The organism is Amycolatopsis sp. A1MSW2902 (genome assembly GCF_017312175.1).
Lineage (GTDB): Bacteria > Actinomycetota > Actinomycetes > Mycobacteriales > Pseudonocardiaceae > Amycolatopsis > Amycolatopsis nivea.
Genome location: NZ_QJPO01000001.1, coordinates 959,793 through 977,716, shown reverse-complemented (window position 1 = coordinate 977,716; position 17,924 = coordinate 959,793). Strand labels below are relative to the sequence as shown.

Sequence of the window (17,924 nt, the reverse complement as noted above, 5' to 3'; positions counted from 1 at the left end):
GTTGGGTATCACCGCCGATCCCGCGCAGGAGGCCAAGCCGTGGCAGCCCCGCTTTTGCCCGCCGGTTTCGACTTCACCGATCCGGACCTCTACGCCAGCCGGCTGCCCCTGGAGGAGTTCGCCGAACTCCGCCGCACGGCGCCCGTCTGGTGGAACCCGCAGCCGCACAACACCGCCGGATTCGGCGACGACGGCTACTGGGTCGTCACGCGACACGCCGACGTCAAGGCGGTCTCGCGCGACAGCGAGCTCTACTCGTCGAGGGAAAAGACCGCGATCATCCGGTTCGACGACCAGATGACCGCCGAGGGACTCGACGCGAACCGGCTCGTCCTGCTGAACATGGACGCGCCGCAGCACACCAAGCTCCGCCGCATCGTGTCGAAGGGGTTCACCCCGCGCTCGATCGCGAAGCTCGAGGACACCCTGCGCGACCGCGCCGAGCGGATCGTGCACGAGGCCAAGAAGAAGGGCTCCGGCGACTTCGTCACCGACGTCGCGTGCGAGCTGCCGCTGCAGGCGATCGCCGAGCTGATCGGCGTGCCGCAGGAGGACCGGCTCAAGATCTTCGACTGGTCCAACCAGATGATCGCCTACGACGACCCGGAATACGACCTCGAGCCGATCGCCGCGTCGGCGGAACTCGTCGGCTACGCCTGGAACATGGCCGAGGACCGCCGCCGCTGCCCGATGGACGACATCGTCACGAAGCTCGTCCAGGCCGACGTCGACGGCGAATCGCTCGGCTCCGACGAATTCGGCTTCTTCGTGATCCTGCTGGCCGTCGCGGGCAACGAGACCACCCGCAACGCGATCACGCACGGCATGAAGGCGTTCCTGGACCACCCGGACCAGTGGGACGTCTTCAAGGAGCAGCGCCCGAAGACCGCGCCGGACGAGATCGTCCGCTGGGCGACGCCGGTCGTCGCGTTCCAGCGCACCGCGACCCGCGACACCGAACTGGGCGGCGCGCAGATCCGCAAGGGCGACCGCGTCGGGATGTTCTACAGTTCGGCCAACTTCGACCCCGAGGTCTTCGACGAGCCCGGCAAGTTCGACATCCTGCGCGAGGACAACCAGCACGTCGGCTTCGGCGGCACCGGATCGCACTACTGCATCGGCGCGAACCTGGCCCGGCTGGAGATCGACCTGATCTTCAACGCGATCGCCGAGGTCATGCCGAACATCGCCGAGGTCTCCGCTCCCGAGCGGCTGCGTTCCAGCTGGCTCAACGGGATCAAGCACTACCAGGTCCGCTACGCCTGAGCAGGCGAAACGCCCGGGGACGCGACCTGACCGGCAAGGAGCGCGGCGCACCGGCATGATGGCCCCGTGCGCACGACGGTAGACGCGGAATTCGGCGTCCGGGTGACGAAACCCGGTCTCGCCGCGATCTCGGTCGCCGCCGTGCGCGCGGACGCCGGCGAACTCACCGTTTCCGACGCCGGTTCCGCGCGCACCGCCGAGTTCGAACACGGCACGCGCGCGGAGGTGTACGACCTCGCCGAGGGCGAGCATCGCGTCGCCTATCACGGCGAACGCGTGCTGCACCGCGGCAACGCCGAACCCGTCACGCTCGCCGACATCGCGCGGTACACCCGGCCCAGCCGGTACTGCCCGTCCGACCGGATGGGCGGACTGCTGCCGCCGGGTATCGGGGAGCTGGACGGCGCGCGGGCACGAGTGCAGGCGATCGTTGACCACGTACACCGCAGGCTCGTGTACGCCGTCGGTTCCGGCGGCCCCACCCACGACGCCATCGACACGCTCCTCGCCGGCGAAGGCGTCTGTCGCGACTTCGCGCACGTATGCGTCGCGCTGTGCCGTCTCGTCGACGTACCCGCGCGCTACACGTCGGTCTACGCGCCTGGTTTGCAGCCGATGGACTTCCACGCAGTCTTCGAAGCAGGCATCGACGGCCGCTGGTACGTCTTCGACGCCACCCGGTTGGCCCCGCGCCAGACCATGCTCCGCATCGCGACCGGACGCGACGCCGCCGACACCCCGTTCCTCGCGACGCTGGGCTGCGAACTCGACTTCCTCGGCGCGACCGTCTTCGCCACGACCGACGAGCCGCTGCCGCGTGACGACGGGCACGCCCCGGTCGTACTGGCCTGAATGCGTGTCTTTTGCGACAAACAGCGCGTCCGCTGGGTAAACAGTGACGGTGAAGCGTTCCCGCAAGACCCCCGGGCCGAGCAAGTGGGCCCGCGCGCGTGCCCGGTACCGATGGCTGGACCACATCGCGCGCGCCACCAACCGGTACATCGACTACGGCGGCTACCACTACGTCGCGTCGATCACCTACTTCAGCCTGCTCTCGCTGGTGCCGATCCTGATGCTGTCCTCGTCGGCGGCCGGGTTCGTGCTCGCGACGCAGCCGCATCTGCTCGACGCGCTGGTGCGCGGCATTTCCGGATCGCTGCCCGGCCCGATCGGCACCCAGGTGTCGTCGATCCTGACCGGGTTCGTGGAACAGCGCACCGGCGTCGGGGTCGCCGGTCTGGTGGTCGGGCTGTACTCCGGCTGGAACTGGATGAACGCGCTGCGGGACGCGCTCACCGCGATGTACGGCCAGAACCGGTCCGACGGGCCGCTGCTGCGCACGATCCTCATGGACATCCTGGCGTTGCTCGGGCTCGCCGCGGCGCTGCTGGTGTCGTTCGGGATCTCGGTGTCCGGCACCGCGGTCGGCCGTTCCCTGCTCGGGCTGATCGGGGTCGAGGACACGAGCTGGGGACACAACCTGCTGTCGTTCGTGTCGGTGCCGCTGGCGCTGCTCGCGGACTGGATGGTGTTCCTGTGGGTGCTCACCCGGTTGCCGCGCGAGCGGGTCGGGTGGCGCAGCGCGATGCGCGGCGCGGTCGCCGCCGCGATCGGATTCGAGCTGCTCAAACTCGCCGGCGGGTTCTACCTGAACTTGATCAGCAAGTCGCCGTCCGGCGTGGCGTTCGGTTCGGTGATCGGTCTGCTGTTCTTCATCTCGCTGATCGCGCGGATGCTCGTGTACATCACCGCCTGGACCGCCACCGCCCGCGACGCTCCGCGCAAACCGATCCAGCCCCCGGCGGCGACGCAGCTGCGCCCGATCATCGCGCCCAAGCAGGACAGCGCGAAGGCGGCCGTGCTGGGCGCGGTGGTCGGGGCGCTGGGGACGTTGTTCGCCTTGCGGGGACGGCGCAGAGACTAGGGCTTTTCCGAGCCGACGACCCACATGCTGAAGTACTGCGAGCCGCCGCCGTAGGCGTGCCCCATCGCGATCCGGGCACCATCCACCTGGTAGTCGCCAGCGCGGCCCATCACCTGCTTGGCCGCTTCGGAGAACCGCAGCATCCCGGACGCGCCAATGGGATTCGACGACAGCACGCCGCCGGACGGGTTCACCGGCAGCCGTCCGCCGATCGCGGTGTCGCCTGCTTCGGTGATCTTCCAGCCCTCGCCCTCGGCGGCGAAGCCGAGGTTTTCCAGCCACATCGGCTCGAACCAGGAGAACGGCACGTAGATCTCCGCGACGTCCACTTCGGACAGTGGGTCCTTGATGCCGGCGTCGCGCCACAACGCGGCGGCCGCGTCGCGACCGGCTTGCGGGCTGACCTGGTCGCGTCCGGCGAACGTCGTGGGCTCGGTCCGCATCGCCGTCGAATGGATCCACGCCGCGCCGCCCGGCACCGCGTCGCCGGCGGCTTCGTCGCCGAGCACCATCGCGCAGGCGCCGTCGGAGGACGGACACGTCTCGTCGTACCGGATCGGGTCCCACAGCATCTGCGACGCCTGCACCGACTCGACCGTGATGTCGGACTGCTGCAAGTGTGCGAACGGATTGAGCGCGCCATTGCGCCGATCCTTCGCCGCCACGATCGCCCCGATGTGTTCGGGCGCACCAGAACGGCGAATATACGACCGCACGTGCGGCGCGAAATAGCCACCGGCGCCAGCGCCGACCGGCATCTGGAACGGCGGCAGGATCGACAGGCCCCACATCGCGTTCGATTCGGACTGCTTCTCGAACGCCACCGTCAGCACGCGCCGGTGCACGCCGGACTGGATCAGCGAAGTGGCGACCAGCGCCGTAGACCCGCCGACCGAACCCGCGGTGTGCACGCGAATCAACGGTTTCCCGTTCGCGCCCAACGCGTCCGCGAGGAACAGTTCGGGCATCATGACGCCCTCGAACAGGTCCGGCGCCTTGCCGATCACGACGGCCTCGATGTCGTCCCAGCCGACCTGGGCGTCCGCCATCGCGCGGTCGATCGCTTCGCGGAGCAGACCGGCCATCGACACGTCGGTGCGCTTCGCGCGGTGGTGCGTCTGCCCGGTCCCGAGCACCGCGGCGAGCTGTTTCGTCATCGTGCCTCCAGCACGGCGAGGAGGTTCTGCTGCAGGGCAGGTCCGCTGGTCGCGTGGGCGAGCGTCTTCGCCGCCTCGCCGCGGTGGATGCGCGCGGCGGCCTCGCCGATGCGCGCGAGCCCGGCGGAGAACATGGGATTGCCGGTGAGCGCACCGCCGGACGGGTTGATCCGAACGCTGTCATCGAGACCGAGTTCGCGGCGCAGGATGAGTTCCTGGTGCGTGAACGGCGCGTGCAGTTCGGCCAGCTCGACCCCGTCGAGATCCAGCCGGGCCGCGGCAGCGGCGGTCGACGGGGAACGCGTGAGGTCGCGCGCGCCGAGAACGGGGGAGTCGATGCGGTGGTCCAGCCCCGAGATGATCGCGGGCCGTTCCACGAGGTCGCGGGCTCGTTCCTCCGAAGCCAGGATGATTACCGATGCGCCATCTGTCACCGGCGCGATGTCATGTGCGCGAAGGGGATCGGCGACGTACGGGGTGTCGAGCAGTTCGGCGACGTCCACCGTTCCGGACAACTGCGCGGCCGGGTTGTTCGCCGCGTCCGCCCGCGATCGGGCAGCGACTTCCGCCAAGTCCTTTTCGGACCACAGCCCGCCTTCTAGGCCCAACCGGGCTTGCAATCCAGCGATCGCCAGCGAATCCGGCCACAGCGGAGTGACGAGGTACGGGTCCAGCTGCATCGCCATGACCCGGCGGAGCTGGCCGGCGCTGGCTTTGCCGAATCCGTACACCAGCGCGGTGTCGACCTCGCCGGTGCGGATCTTCAGCCAGGCTTCGTACAGCGCCCAGGCGGCGTCCATTTCCACATGGGACTCGTTGATCGGCGGGAACGCGCCCAGCGCGTCGACCGCGGCGATGAACGAAAACGCGCGCCCGGCAAGGTAATCCGACGAGCCGGAGCACCAGAATCCGATGTCTTGTTTGGACAGTCCGGTCGCGGCGAAGGCCTCGGCGAGGATCGGCACGAGCATTTCCACGCCGTTGGTGGTGCCCTCGGTCTTGCGGACGTTGGGCGCCTGCGCGAAACCGGCTACGGCTACTTCAGGCATGGTTCCTCACAGGTGGTGGGCGAAGGTCTCGTACGCGGCGTCCGGTTCGCCGGTGGGCTCGAAGTGGCTGATGTTCTCCAGCGACGTCCACCATTCCTCGCGCGGCCGCCAGTTGGCGCGCACGCGCATGCCCATCCGGACCTCCTCGGCGGCGCAGCCGAGCACCAGGTGCAGGAAGGCGATGTCGGCTCCGTCCAGCAGGATGTAGGCCGCGACGTACGGCGGTTTGATGCGCTGGCCGAGGAACGGCACGTTGACGATGCAGAACGTCGTGACGATGCCGGTGTCGGGCAGTTCCACCTCGTCGGTGGTCGGCACGCCGTCGACCGGGCACGCACCGCGCGGCGGGATGTAGACCTTGCCGCATTCGGGGCAGCGCTGGCCGAGCATCCGGCCTTCGGCGAGACCGCGCAGGTACCGGCTTTCCTCCGGCGACGCGGAATGCTGGTATTTCAGGTGCACCGGCGTGATGATCACGCTGACCGGCGCGCCTTCCTCGCGTTCCGCCACCGGCGGTGCGGCCTCGGTGGGCGTGGTGTCCGGTGCGTCCGCGGGCAGGAAATACGCGATGTCGCGGATGTGGCCGACGGTTTCGTCCGCCCACCGCACGCGCACGCGCTGTCCGATGTGGACATTGTCCGGAGAGCCGGCGTCGAGCGCGTGCAGCAGGCTGGTGTCCGCGCCGTCGAGTTTCACCAGCACCCAGGCGAACGGACGCGACAGCGGCTGGCCGTCGAGCGGATCCGCGCACCAGGACCAGGAAACCACGGTGCCTTCGTCGGCGACCGGGACGAACTCCGTCAACGGGTCCGCGGTGGCCGGGTCGTACTCGACCGGCGGCACGTGCACGCGACCGTCGCTGCCGCGCACGCCTTCGATCCGGCGTTCGCAAAGCGCGTTGACGAACCGGCCGAGCACCGGGCCGGTCGAACGGGTGTAGTCGAAGCCGACGTTGAGCGGCGCCGACAGAGGGGCATCCGAAACCGTCACGGCTCCGAGTGAAACACGTTCTCGAATCCGAGGCAAGGAACCTGTTGTGTCTATGTGGAACGCGTTCTAGATTTGGGAGCTATGGACCTGGGACTGTGGACCATCGCCGCGGCCGAGCCCGCCCGGGTGGCGCTGGTGGATCCGGACGGGCGGGAAATTTCCTACGGCGATCTGACGGCGAAAGCCAACCGGTACGCCTCGGGGCTGCGCGAACTCGGCCTCGGCGTCGGCGACTCGGTAGTGCTACTGCTGCCGAACGGCGACGACCTGGTCGCGGCGTACTTCGCAGCGATCCAGACTGGGCTGTACGTGGTGGTGGTGAACTGGCATCTCGTCGGACCGGAAGTCGCGTACATCCTCTCCGACAGCGGAGCCAAGGCGTTTCTGGCGCACGAGCGGTTCGCCGACGTCGCGGTGGCTGCGGCCGATGAAGCCGAACTGCCTGCTTCGGCGCTGTTCGCCGTCGGTTCGGTGCCGGGCTTCCGTCGGGTCGAGGAATTGGGCGCGGGGCTCGGGGAGGGGCGGCCGGACAATCGGACCGCCGGGTCGCCAATGCTCTACACCTCAGGCACGACCGGACGGCCCAAGGGAGTCAAGCGGCCGTTAACCGGGGCGGATCCGGATCAGGTGCCTGCCGCGTCGACGTGGTTCTTCGGGGTGTTCGGGCTGCAGCCGTTCGACGAGCACGTGCATCTGTGCGGGTCGCCGCTGTATCACACGGCGGTGCTGAATTTTGTGGCTATTTCGCTGCAGCTGGGGCATACCGCGGTGCTGATGGATCGTTGGGACGCCGAGGAAATGCTGCGGCTGATCGAGCGGCATCGCGTTACGCACAGCCATATGGTGCCGACTCAGTTCCGGCGGTTGCTTGCCCTGCCGGACGACGTGCGCACGAAATACGATCTGAGTTCGCTGCGCGTGATGATTCACGGGGCCGCGCCTTGTCCGCTTGAGGTGAAGCGGCAGATGCTCGAGTGGTGGGGCCCGGTCGTGACTGAGTATTACGCGGCGACTGAAGGCGGCGGGACGGTGATTTCCGGCGAAGACTGGTTGCGGAAGCCCGGGTCGGTCGGGTTGCCGTGGCCGGGGTCGACGATCCGGATTCTCGATGACGCCGGGGAAGAAGTGTCGGTCGGCGAGACCGGTGCGGTGTACATGAAGATGGGCGACTCGAAGTTCGAGTATCACCGGGACAAGGCCAAGACGGAGAAGGCCCGGGTCGGGGATTTGTTCACGTTGGGTGACGTCGGGCATCTTGACGAGGACGGGTATTTGTTCCTGCATGACCGCAAGGCCGACATGATCATTTCCGGCGGGGTGAATATTTATCCCGCGGAGATCGAGGGGGAGTTGGTGATGCATCCGAAGATCGCCGACGTCGCGGTGTTCGGGGTGCCGCATGAGGATTGGGGGGAGGAGATCAAGGCGGTGGTGCAGCCTGCGGAGGGGGTTGAGGGGTCGGAGGAGTTGACGGCTGAGTTGCTGGCTTATGCGGAGACTCGGTTGGCTCGGTTCAAGTTGCCTCGGTCGGTGGACTATCTGCCGGAGCTGCCTCGGGATCCGAATGGGAAGTTGTATAAGCGGAAGTTGCGGGAGTTGTACGTTTCTTGAGGTGTCGCTGGGGCCCGGTGTCTCGCACGCGGAGGGTGCGGTGGGGTCCGCTGCTCCTCGGCGGGGGCTCACCGTCCCTCGACTGGTCGCTGGGTCGGGCTCACCGTCCCTCGACTGGTCGCTGGGTCGGGCTCACCGTCCCTCGACTGGTCGCTGGGTCGGGCTCACCGCCCCTCGGCCTGGCTGTGGGATGGGCCCATCGTCCCTCGGCTTGGTCGTGGGTTGGGGCTCACCGTCCCTCGGCTTGGTCGTGGGTTGGGGCTCATCGCCCCTCGGCCTGGTCGTGGGGTGGGCCCATCACCCCTGAGGCTGGTCGGTGGGTGGGCCGCTGGCCTTCGGCCCTGTCGTGGGATGGGGGCTCGCCGCCCCTCAGCTGGTCGCTGGGTGGGGCCCACCACCCCTCAGCCTGATTGTGACTACGGCGCGGGGGTGCTTGTCAAGGCGGGAAAGATGCCTTGACAAGCACCCCCGCGCCGTGTTTTTGGCTGTGTATCGGGGTTGCGGGGGTGTGGGTGCCTTGATTCGTTGGGTGCGTCGGTTGCGGTTGGTGCGCGGCTTGGGTGGTTGGTTGCGGTGGGGTTCGCGGGTTGCGGTTTAGCGCCCCAATGTGGCATTGGGTGCATCCCGCGCACCCAATGTGGCGTTCGGTGCATCTGACGCACCCAATGCCGCATTGGGGCGCATCGCGGGTGCCCGGCGTACGGGGGCGGGCGGTCCGTGAAGGGCTCCTTGAGGGAATCTGAGTCCGTGAAGGGGTCCCTCACGGCGTGCGGGAGGTGCGGGAGGCGAGTGAGGGGAACCCTGGGGGAATCAGGGTCAATGTGAACTGCGCCCCGGAAGTTGGACTGGGAATCCAGTTCCAGCTGTCCGGGGAGTGGTTCGTTGCATCCACACAGTTCGTTGTCTGAGTGGCAGCGGGCGTCCGCTGTTGCGTTGTTCGAGGACGGGTATGGCGCGAAGGCCGTGGCGTCCCGGTTGGGGGTGTCGGCGGGTGCCGTGCGACGCTTGCGTGATCGTTGGAGGCTGCGGAGCGCGGGAGCGCTGATGAACAAGCCAGGCAGGCGGTCGTTCGCGTTCGAGTTCAAGCTGGAGGTCGTGCGCCGGTATGTCGGCGGCGAGGCGACCGCGGCCGAGCTGGCGCGCGAGCACGGGCTGTCCTCGCCCAAACTCGTGGAGAACTGGGCGCGGGCGTATCGGCGCGAGGGCGAGGACGCGTTGCGGCCCAAGCCGAAAGGCCGTCCGCCCGGTGTCGCGGACTCGCCGGGTCCCGGCGAGCTGGAGCGGTTGCGGGCGGAGAACCTGCGGCTGTCGGCGGAGAACGCCTACCTAAAAAAATTGCGGGCCTTGAGGGAGCAGGGGCGAGGGTGAAAACCCAGGCCGTCGCCGCCCTCAAGGCCGACTATCCGCTGCCGGTGCTGCTGGCGGTCGCGGGCCTGGCCCGGTCGACGTTCTTCTACCACCAGGCCCGGCCCGACCGGCCCGACCCGCACGCCGGGCTCAAGGCCGCGATCGCCGAGGCGTTCGAGGCCGCCCGCGGCCGCTACGGGCACCGGCGCGTCCACGCGGTCCTGGTCCGCGCCGGCTGGCGGGTGGCGAAGAAAACCGTGCGCACGCTGATGAACGCCCTCGGCCTGGTCTGCCAGGTCCGGCGGCCGCGCCGGCGCCGGACCTGGCCCGGGCAGCCCGGCACGGCCGCCGAGAACCTGCTCAACCGCGAGTTCGGCGCCGACGCCCCGGACACCAAATGGGTCACCGACGTGACCGAGTTCCGCATCGGCGACCGCAAGCTCTACCTCTCGCCCGTGATCGACCTGTTCGACCGGTCCGTGGTCGCCTACGCCTGCGGGCCGTCCCCGACGCTGGAGCTGACGAACTCCTCGCTGCGCGCCGCGATCGCGACCCTGCCCGCCGGAGCCCGCCCGCTGGTGCACTCCGACCAAGGCTTCCAATACCAGCACGCCTCCTGGCGCACCCTGCTCGCCGACGCCGGCCTGACCCAGTCGATGTCCCGGCGAGCCACCTGCCTGGACAACGCCGTCGCCGAGAACTTCTTCGGCCACCTCAAAGAAGAACTCTTCCACCACACCAAGTTCGACACCGTCGACACGTTCATCACGGCACTGCACGACTACATCGACTGGTACAACACCACCCGCATCTCCACCACGCTCCAAGGCCTGAGCCCGGCCGAATACCGAGCCCAGACCCCCGCCGCCTAACCTCTACATAACCAGTCCAACTTCCGGGGCCCAGTTCAATGAGGGGTCCCCTCACGTACCTTCGTCAGCGGCCTTGGAAGTCGGGCTTGCGTTTTTCCGTGAAGGCCTTCGGGCCTTCCTTCGCGTCGGCGGAGGCGAAGACTTCGATGCCGTATTTGGCGTCTAGTTTGAAGGCTTCTTCCTCGTGCATGCCCTCGGTGTCGCGGATGGTCTTGAGGATCGCGCGTATCGCGAGGGGGCCGTTGTCGTTGATCAGTTCAGCGAGTTCCAGCGCGCGAGCCAGCGCTTGACCGTCGGGGACGACGTGGCCTACCAGGCCGATGTCGCGTGCCTCCGCGGCGGTGATGTGCCTTCCGGTGAGGAGGAGGTCGGCGGCGACGGTGTACGGGATCTGCCTGGGCAGCCGCACGGCTGAGCCGCCCATCGGGAACAGGCCCCAGCGGGGTTCGGAGACGCCGAATTTCGCGCTCTCCGCGGCTACCCGGATGTCCGTGCCCTGCAGGATTTCCGTGCCGCCCGCGATGGCCGGGCCTTCGACGGCGGCGATGAGCGGTTTGGTGAGGCGGCGGCCCTTCAGCAGGCCCTCGATGCGGCTCGGGTCGAAGGAGCCGTTCGAGAAGGACTTGTCGGGGGCGTTGCGGGACATGGATTTCAGGTCCGCGCCCGCGCAGAACGCGCCGCCGGCGCCGGTGAGGACGCAGCTGCGCACCTGGTCGTCCGAGTCCACCCGGTCCCAGGCCTCGACCATGATCGAAAGCATTTCGCCGGTGAGGGCGTTGCGGGCTTCCGGGCGGTTCATCGTCACCACGAGCGTGTGGCCTTCGAGGCTGACGAGTGCGTGGGGTTCGGCCACCGGGGCCTCCTTCTCAGCTGGCCGGGGTCATTGCCCAGAACGATAACATGTTCTACTTTGGGTGCGTGGCACTCAACATCGCGGATCTACTCGAGCACGCCGTCGACGCCGTGCCGGAACGCGTCGCGGTCGTGTGCGGCGGACGCCAGGTCACCTTCGCGCAGCTGGAGAAACGCGCGAACCGGCTGGCGCACCATCTGTCCGCGCACGGCGTGGGACCCGGTTCCCACATCGGTGTCTATTCCCGGAACTCCATCGAGGCGCTGGAAGCCATGTTCGCCGCGTACAAACTGCGCGCGATCGCGGTGAACGTGAACTACCGCTACGTCCACGGAGAACTCCGCTATCTGTTCACCAATGCCGACCTGGTGGCGCTGGTGCACGAGCGGCGCTACTCCGACCGGGTGGCGGCGGTGCTGCCGGAAACGCCAAAACTGAAACACGTTGTAGTCGTCGAGGACGGGTCGGACACGCCGTACGAGACGGGCGTCGAGTACGAGTCGGCGCTCGAGGGCGAGTCGGACAAACGCGACTTCGGCGAGCGCAGCGCCGACGATCTGTACATCCTCTACACCGGCGGCACCACCGGTTACCCCAAGGGCGTGCTGTGGCGGCACGAGGACATCTGGCGCGCGCTTGGCGGCGGCATCAACTTCGTCACCGGCGAGTACGTCCCGGACGAATGGACGCTCAGCGAACAAGGCAAATCCGGTTCGCTCGTGCGCCTGCCCGCCGCGCCGCTGATCCACGGGGCCGCGCAGTGGGCCGCGTTCGGTGCGCTGTTCACCGGCAGCCCGGTGGTGTTCGTCCCGCAGTTCGACGCGCACGACGTGTGGCGCGCGGTGCAGGAACACAAGGTGCAGGTGCTGACGATCGTCGGCGACGCGATGGCGCGGCCGCTCGTGGATGCGTACCGCTCCGGCGAGTACGACGCGTCGTCGCTGGTCGCAGTGTCGAGCCACGCGGCGCTGTTCTCGCATTCGGTGAAGCAGGAATTCCTCGAGATGCTGCCGAACGTCGTGATCACCGACGCGATCGGTTCGTCGGAGAGCGGGTTCACCGGAATCGGCATGGTGGGCAAGGATTCCGACCATTCCGCCGGTCCGCGGGTCAACTTCGGCAAGGACGCCATCCTGCTCGACGACGACGGCAACCTGATCGAACCGAAACCCGGCGCGATCGGGCTGATCGGCCGTCGCGGCCACGTTCCGCTCGGCTATTACGGCGACCCGGAGAAAAGCCGCACCATCTTCACCGAGATCGACGGCGTCCGCTACGTCGTGCCCGGCGACTACGCGCGCTACGAGGAAGACGGCACGGTCACGTTGCTGGGCCGGGGATCGCAGTGCGTGAACACCGGCGGCGAAAAGGTGTATCCCGAAGAAGTCGAGGGCGCGCTGAAATCGCATCCGGACGTTTTCGACGCACTGGTCATCGGCATCCCGGACGACCGGCTCGGCCAGCGCGTCGCCGCCGTCGTCCAGCCGCGGCCCGGCGTGCGGCCGGATCTGGCCGCGCTGGAAGCGCACGTGCGGACCGAGGTCGCCGGGTACAAGGTGCCGCGAACGGTGTGGCTGGCCGAGGAAATCGGCCGTTCGCCGAGCGGGAAGCCGGATTATCCGTGGGCCCAGCGGTACGCCGCCGAACACGAACCCGCCTAGGAGGGCGCATGCGCACATCGTTGTGCGACCGGTTCGGCATCGAGGTGCCGATCTTCGGATTCACCCCGTCGGAACACGTCGCGGCCGCGATCAGCCGCGCGGGCGGCATGGGCGTGCTGGGCTGCGTCCGGTTCAACGACGCCGCCGAACTCGACGCGGTGCTGTCCTGGATGGACGAGAACACCGACGGAAAGCCTTACGGCGTCGACATCGTGATGCCGGCGAAGATCCCTTCCGAGGGCACCCAGACCGACCTGAACGAGCTGATCCCGCCGGGACACCGGGAATTTGTCGATAAAGTGCTGAAGGACCTCGCGGTCCCGCCGTTGCCCGACGACACCGACGAGCGCGCCGGGGTGCTGGGCTGGCTGCACTCGGTCGCCCGGTCCCATGTGGACGTCGCGCTGAACCACCGGATCAGCCTGATCGCCAACGCACTGGGCTCGCCCCCGGTCGACGTGATCACCCGCGCCCACGACGCGGGCGTCCCGGTAGCGGCGCTGGCGGGCAAGGGCTCGCACGCCGCTCGGCACGTCGACAACGGCGTGGATCTCGTTGTCGCACAAGGACACGAGGCAGGCGGCCACACCGGCGAGATCGCGACCATGGTGCTGGTGCCGGAAATCGTGGACGCCGTCGGCGACCGCGCCCCGGTCCTGGCAGCCGGAGGAATCGGCTCCGGCCGCCAGGTCGCCGCCGCGCTGGCACTGGGCGCTTCGGGCGCGTGGATGGGCTCGTACTGGCTCGCGACGCAGGAGTACCTCCAGACGATGCCCGAATCGGAGGCGATGCAGGACGCACTGGTCGCAGCGACCTCCGCGGACACCGTCCGGACGCGGATCTACACCGGCAAGCCGGCCCGCCTGCTGAAGACCCGCTGGACGGAGGCCTGGGCGGCGCCGGGTGCGCCGGAACCGCTGCCGATGCCGTTGCAGAACCTGCTGGTTTCCCATGCGCACAACCGGATCCACGCCGCCGCGGACCCGTCGGTGGTGTCGATGCCGGTGGGCCAGATCGTCGGAAGGATGGACCGGGTCCGCCCGGTGGCCGAGGTGATGGCGGATCTGGTGCAGGGGTTCGACGAGACGGTTTCCCGGCTGGACAAGCTTCGCTGAGCTTCAGGCGAGGCGCTGCTTGACGAAGAGGGCGGCCCGGTCGAGGGCTTGCCCTGCTTCGTCGAGGGTGTCGGTGAAGGTTTGGAAGACGTGCGGGACGTCGGCGGTGATGTCGAGGATCACGTCGACGTCCGCCTCGCGGGCGCGTTCTGCCAGCCGGACTGAGTCATCCAGCAGGACCTCGTTCGTGCCGACCTGCAGCAGGATCGGCGGGAAGCCGGTCAGGTCGGTGTGGACCGCCGGGGCGAGGAGCGGCTGGGCCGGATCCGCGCCTGCCAGGTACAGCTTGCCGGTCTTGGCCAAGCTTTCCCTGGTGAAGAAGGGGTCGGCGGCTTCCTTGTCCACCATGGACGCTCCGGAATGCGTGTGGTCGAGTCCCGCCGAGAACGCGACGATCCCGGCGGGCATCGGCAGCCCCGCGTCGCGCGCGGCGAGGGTGGTGGTGACGGAGAGGCCGCCGCCCGCGGAGTCGCCGGCGAAGACGATCGAGGACGGGTCGTTGTCTTCCAGGAGGCTGAGGTAGGCCGCGAGGCAGTCTTCGATCCCGGCCGGGAACGGGTGCTCGGGCGCGAGCCGGTAATCCAGCGAGAGCGCGCGGATTCCGGTGCGCAGAACCAGGTTCGCGGTCAGTCCCATCGCGGTGTGCGGCGAACCCAGCGCGAACGATCCGCCGTGGAAGTACAGGATCGTGCCCGGCCGCGGCGTGCCCGGAGGTTCGACGAGGACGGCCGGTCTCCCGGCGAGCGTGGTCGGAGTTTCGCGATGTTCGGCCGGCACGGGGTACTGGCTCATGAACGCGGTGAACCCGGCCCGCATCTGATCGATCGAAGTCGCTTCGGGCCGCTCCGGTGCGTTTCGCAGCTTTTCGTCCACCGCGCGGCGCTGTTCCCTGCTCATGGGGTCCCCTCAGGATTCCGTGGAAGTATATGCTGAGGCATCTAATGATAGACTATATGCCATGGCAGGTACTTCGGCAAACGAGCAGTTCTTCGACCATCTCGTGCGCTGCGAGACCCGGATCTACAACGCGCTGACGGACGGCCTCAAGGCCGAGCACGGCATCGGCGCGTCGCAGTTCGAATTCCTGCAGTACCTGGGACGGCATCCGCGGTCCCGGGTCGCGGACCTCGCGGTGAACTTCGCCGTCGGGATCGGGGCGACCAGCAAGAGCGTCGACCGGCTCGAAGCACGCGGATGGGTGCGCCGGGTGCCGAACCCGGAGGACCGCCGGTCGTCGCTGCTCGAGCTGACCCCCGCCGGACGCGAGCTGGCCGAGGCGATGGAGAAGACGTTCCAGGACCAGCTCGAGCTGCTGATCGGCTCGGTGGTGGGGGAGGACCGGGTCGCGGAGGTCGTCGCGGTGCTCGCCGAACTGCGGGGGGTGCTGGAGGAGCGGGGGGCGGGGCTTCCTGCGGGTTAGGTTTCGCGGGTTCTGGTGGCGGGGTTGATTCCGGCACGGCGGCGCGGAACACGGCGACTGCGGGCAAGCTGCCAGCGTGGCATCGCAGGCTTTGTCTCAGGAGGAGGTTCGCGAGCTGCGCCTTCCAGCAGCAGTCCGGGCCCCTCGCTTCTGCGACGTGCTCGGCACAATGCCGCGCGAGCCGGGTGCGGAACCCCAGTGGAGTCCCGTGCCCGGCTCGTCAGCGCAGGGGTCAGATTCTGCGACGCGCCCGGCACAACGCCGCGCAAGCCGGGTGCGGAACCCCAGTGGAGTCCCGCGCCCGGCTCGTCACTATAGGGGTCAGATCTTCCCGGCCGCCGCGGCGATGTCGGAGGCGAACGTGCTCACCTCGGTGTACACGCCGGGTGCGTGGGCCCTGGCGCAGCCGTCGCCCCAGCTGACGATGCCTACCTGGATCCATTCGCCCGCTCCGTCGCGGCGGAACATCGGGCCGCCGGAGTCGCCCTGGCAGGTGTCGACTCCGCCGGTGTCCAGCTTGCCCGCGCACAGTTCCGCGTCCGGCTTCAGGTCGGCGTAGTCGCCGCCCTGGGACTGGCACGTCGAGTCGTCCACGAACGGGACCTCGGCCTTCAGCAGGTAGCGCTGCTGCGCGCCGCCTTCCTGGGCCGCGCCCCAGCCGGCGATAGTGAAGGTGCCGGAGTTGTTGTCGGCGTTCTTCGCGATCGGCAGCGTCGGGATTCCGCTCACCGGGCTCGCCAGCTTGATCAGTGCCCAGTCGCCGCCGGTGGAGTCGTACGTCGGGGAGCGGTAGACGTAGGTCGAGCGCACCTTTTTCGCGCTCGAGCTCTGCAGATCGACCACGCCGAGCGTCGCGGTGATCGACGAGTCCGCTCCGGTGCGGTCGACGCAGTGCGCGGCGGTCAGCACGATCTGGTCGGTGTACAGCGCGCCGCCGCAGCCCATCGAAAGCCGGACCATCCACGGGAATTCCCCTTGGTCGGCGCGGGTCCCGCCGACGACCTGAGGCTCCGCACCCGGCGACGGCGGCGTCGACGCGACGGCGGGTGTCGCCAGTCCGGCGGCGGCTGCGAGTGCTGCCGCGCCTGCCAGTACTCGCGTGAGCATGCTGAATTTTCGCTTGTCGGCCAAGGGGATTGTCCTTCCGGTGTCCACAGTGGAGCTTCCGCTCCCGGGGGCGGGGAGGTGTCGTGCGTGACGAATCGACTACACCAGAGCGGCGGTAAGTGGACAACCAACTTTCTTCGGATCTTTCGGATTCTTCACCGGATCCGGCAGATTTCGCCGCCGCAGACGACGCGAAAAAGCAGCCTTGACCTGGGGATGCAGGAGAATCGGAGTAACCCGCCGGAGACGGAGCGAGGGGGACTTTCGTGCACCGCCTGCCGCGCACGGGCCGGAATCCCGTGCGAGAAAGCCAAAACTCAGCGCGCAGCCCCTCGGCGGCGCACCAAGTACGCCACCACCCCGAGCCCCAGCACCAAACACCCGCTGACCACCGAAGCGACCGGCAAACTGAACGCCAGCACCGCGCACCCCGCCAGCCCGCCGGCCGCGACCACCTTCGGCGCGGCTCCCTCGTCCCGGCGCAGGGTCAACGCGGAAGCGTTCGCTACGGCGTAATAAGCCAGCACCGCGAACGACGAAAACCCAATCGCGCCACGCAAATCCGTCGTCGTCGCCAGTACCGCGACCACCACGCCCACCGCCAGTTCAGCCCGGCGCGGCACCGAAAACCGAGGATGCACCGCGGCCAAGAACCGCGGCAAATGCCCGTCGCGCGCCATCGCGAGCGTCGTCCGCGAAACGCCTAGCACCAAGGCCAGCAACGATCCCAACGCGGCCACCACGGCGCCGACTCGAACCACCAGCGACAGTGACGGCACGGCCGAAGCGAGCGGATCGGAGCTCGCGCCGATCCCGTCCGGTCCCAACGACACCAGCAGCACCACCGCCACCACGGTGTACACCACGAGCGTCAGTCCCAAAGCGAGCGGAATGGCCCGCGGAATCGTGCGGGCGGGATCGCGGACTTCCTCGCCAAGCGTGGCCAGCCGGGCGTAGCCGGCGAATGCGAAGAACAGCAATCCGGCGGCCTCGAGCACTCCGCCGCCGTGAAACGGAGTCCACGGCGAAACGTGCGGGTCGGAAAATCCGAAAACCGCGACCAAGGCAAGCACGAGAAGGGTGATGCAAACGATCACCCGGGTAGCCAAAGCGGACCGGTGCACGCCGAGATAGTTCACGCCAGTGACCAATCCGATCACGCCGACCGCGAGAATGCTCCGCCAAGGCTGTCCGAGCCCGGGTGCGGCGTAAGCGACGACGGTCAAGGTCATGGCCGCGCAGCTCGCCGTTTTCCCGACGACGAATCCCCAACCCGCTAAGTATCCCCAAAATTCACCCAGGCGAGCGCGTCCGTACACATACGTGCCACCGGATTCGGGGTACAGCGCGGCAAGCCGGGCGGAAGAAGTCGCGTTGCAGTAGGCGACTAACGCGGCGACGGCGAGCGCGGGCAGCAATCCCGCGCCCGCGGCGCGCGCGGCCGGGGCGAACGCGGCGAAAACGCCCGCGCCGATCATCGAACCGAGTCCGATGAATACGGCGTCGGCGAGGCCTAACCGGCGGGCCAAAGGCATTGCGGGGTCCTCCCGTG

At 68.4% G+C, this 17,924-nt stretch carries 16 protein-coding genes and 1 pseudogene; 10 read left to right on the top strand and 7 right to left on the bottom strand.

All coding sequences use genetic code 11. The annotated features are described in order from the left end of the window. Positions 1-39 precede the first annotated feature (39 nt). The 3 genes from DMP23_RS04550 (at position 40) to DMP23_RS04540 (ending at position 3,190) form a co-directional block, all read left to right on the top strand. Complete coding sequence (locus tag DMP23_RS04550; RefSeq protein WP_037809990.1) at positions 40-1,266, top strand: cytochrome P450; 1,227 nt, start codon at positions 40-42, stop codon at positions 1,264-1,266. Positions 1,267-1,332: 66 nt separating this feature from the next. Next, on the top strand, positions 1,333-2,118 hold the full coding sequence (locus DMP23_RS04545) for a transglutaminase-like domain-containing protein (RefSeq protein ID WP_037809991.1): 786 nt from the start codon (positions 1,333-1,335) through the stop codon (positions 2,116-2,118). 43 nt (positions 2,119-2,161) lie between these two features. Beyond that, a complete protein-coding gene (locus DMP23_RS04540) occupies positions 2,162-3,190 on the top strand; it encodes a YhjD/YihY/BrkB family envelope integrity protein (RefSeq protein ID WP_337820256.1) in 1,029 nt (342 codons plus the stop codon). On the opposite strand, the gene DMP23_RS04535 is transcribed toward DMP23_RS04540, so the two are convergent. Genes DMP23_RS04535 through DMP23_RS04525 form a run of 3 tightly spaced genes read right to left on the bottom strand, consistent with a single transcriptional unit; the run spans position 3,187 to position 6,386 of the window. Further along, positions 3,187-4,347, bottom strand: coding sequence for a thiolase domain-containing protein (locus tag DMP23_RS04535; protein WP_037809994.1), 1,161 nt, complete (start codon positions 4,345-4,347; stop codon positions 3,187-3,189). The two genes, DMP23_RS04540 and DMP23_RS04535, sit on opposite strands and share 4 nt — an antisense overlap. Further along, positions 4,344-5,396, bottom strand: a complete 1,053-nt coding sequence (locus DMP23_RS04530) for a thiolase domain-containing protein (RefSeq protein ID WP_337820255.1) — start codon at positions 5,394-5,396, stop codon at positions 4,344-4,346. The genes DMP23_RS04535 and DMP23_RS04530 overlap by 4 nt, the downstream gene beginning before the upstream one ends. Positions 5,397-5,402: 6 nt before the next feature. Next, positions 5,403-6,386, bottom strand: coding sequence for a Zn-ribbon domain-containing OB-fold protein (locus DMP23_RS04525; RefSeq protein ID WP_337820254.1), 984 nt, complete (start codon positions 6,384-6,386; stop codon positions 5,403-5,405). A gap of 81 nt (positions 6,387-6,467) precedes the next feature. Between DMP23_RS04525 and DMP23_RS04520 the strand changes: the two genes are divergently transcribed. The 4 genes and pseudogenes from DMP23_RS04520 (at position 6,468) to DMP23_RS04510 (ending at position 10,216) form a co-directional block, all read left to right on the top strand. Next, positions 6,468-7,997: an acyl-CoA synthetase gene (locus DMP23_RS04520; RefSeq protein ID WP_337820253.1), complete on the top strand. Its 1,530-nt coding sequence runs from the start codon at positions 6,468-6,470 to the stop codon at positions 7,995-7,997. A gap of 840 nt (positions 7,998-8,837) precedes the next feature. Continuing rightward, a pseudogene (locus DMP23_RS47975) lies at positions 8,838-9,008 on the top strand (helix-turn-helix domain-containing protein); the annotation flags it as partial. Between the two features lie 33 nt (positions 9,009-9,041). Continuing rightward, a complete protein-coding gene (locus DMP23_RS04515; RefSeq protein ID WP_240691576.1) occupies positions 9,042-9,365 on the top strand; it encodes a helix-turn-helix domain-containing protein in 324 nt (107 codons plus the stop codon). Beyond that, the gene (locus DMP23_RS04510; RefSeq protein ID WP_337819872.1) at positions 9,362-10,216 is read left to right on the top strand and encodes an IS3 family transposase; all 855 of its coding nucleotides are present in this window, start codon (positions 9,362-9,364) and stop codon (positions 10,214-10,216) included. Before DMP23_RS04515 ends, DMP23_RS04510 begins: the two co-directional genes overlap by 4 nt. Before the next feature lie 64 nt (positions 10,217-10,280). Here the strand turns inward: DMP23_RS04510 and DMP23_RS04505 are convergent, their stop codons facing one another. Continuing rightward, the gene (locus DMP23_RS04505) at positions 10,281-11,069 is read right to left on the bottom strand and encodes a crotonase/enoyl-CoA hydratase family protein (protein ID WP_337820252.1); all 789 of its coding nucleotides are present in this window, start codon (positions 11,067-11,069) and stop codon (positions 10,281-10,283) included. A 65-nt stretch (positions 11,070-11,134) separates the two neighbouring features. Here DMP23_RS04505 and DMP23_RS04500 point away from each other — a divergent pair, with 65 nt between their 5' ends. Together DMP23_RS04500 and DMP23_RS04495 are read left to right on the top strand one after the other, a co-directional pair. Continuing rightward, positions 11,135-12,730, top strand: coding sequence for an acyl-CoA synthetase (locus DMP23_RS04500; RefSeq protein WP_337820251.1), 1,596 nt, complete (start codon positions 11,135-11,137; stop codon positions 12,728-12,730). 8 nt (positions 12,731-12,738) lie between these two features. Next, entirely contained in the window at positions 12,739-13,845 is a 1,107-nt protein-coding gene (locus tag DMP23_RS04495) for a nitronate monooxygenase (RefSeq protein WP_043829264.1), read from the top strand. A gap of 3 nt (positions 13,846-13,848) precedes the next feature. On the opposite strand, the gene DMP23_RS04490 is transcribed toward DMP23_RS04495, so the two are convergent. Beyond that, positions 13,849-14,742, bottom strand: a complete 894-nt coding sequence (locus DMP23_RS04490; protein WP_337820250.1) for an alpha/beta hydrolase — start codon at positions 14,740-14,742, stop codon at positions 13,849-13,851. A gap of 61 nt (positions 14,743-14,803) precedes the next feature. Between DMP23_RS04490 and DMP23_RS04485 the strand changes: the two genes are divergently transcribed. Further along, a complete protein-coding gene (locus tag DMP23_RS04485) occupies positions 14,804-15,265 on the top strand; it encodes a MarR family winged helix-turn-helix transcriptional regulator (protein ID WP_037810014.1) in 462 nt (153 codons plus the stop codon). Between the two features lie 321 nt (positions 15,266-15,586). Here DMP23_RS04485 and DMP23_RS04480 read toward each other — a convergent pair whose 3' ends face one another. Continuing rightward, positions 15,587-16,396, bottom strand: coding sequence for a S1 family peptidase (locus tag DMP23_RS04480; protein ID WP_337820249.1), 810 nt, complete (start codon positions 16,394-16,396; stop codon positions 15,587-15,589). Positions 16,397-16,689: 293 nt separating this feature from the next. Next, entirely contained in the window at positions 16,690-17,907 is a 1,218-nt protein-coding gene (locus DMP23_RS04475) for an APC family permease (protein WP_337820248.1), read from the bottom strand. Positions 17,908-17,924 lie beyond the last annotated feature (17 nt).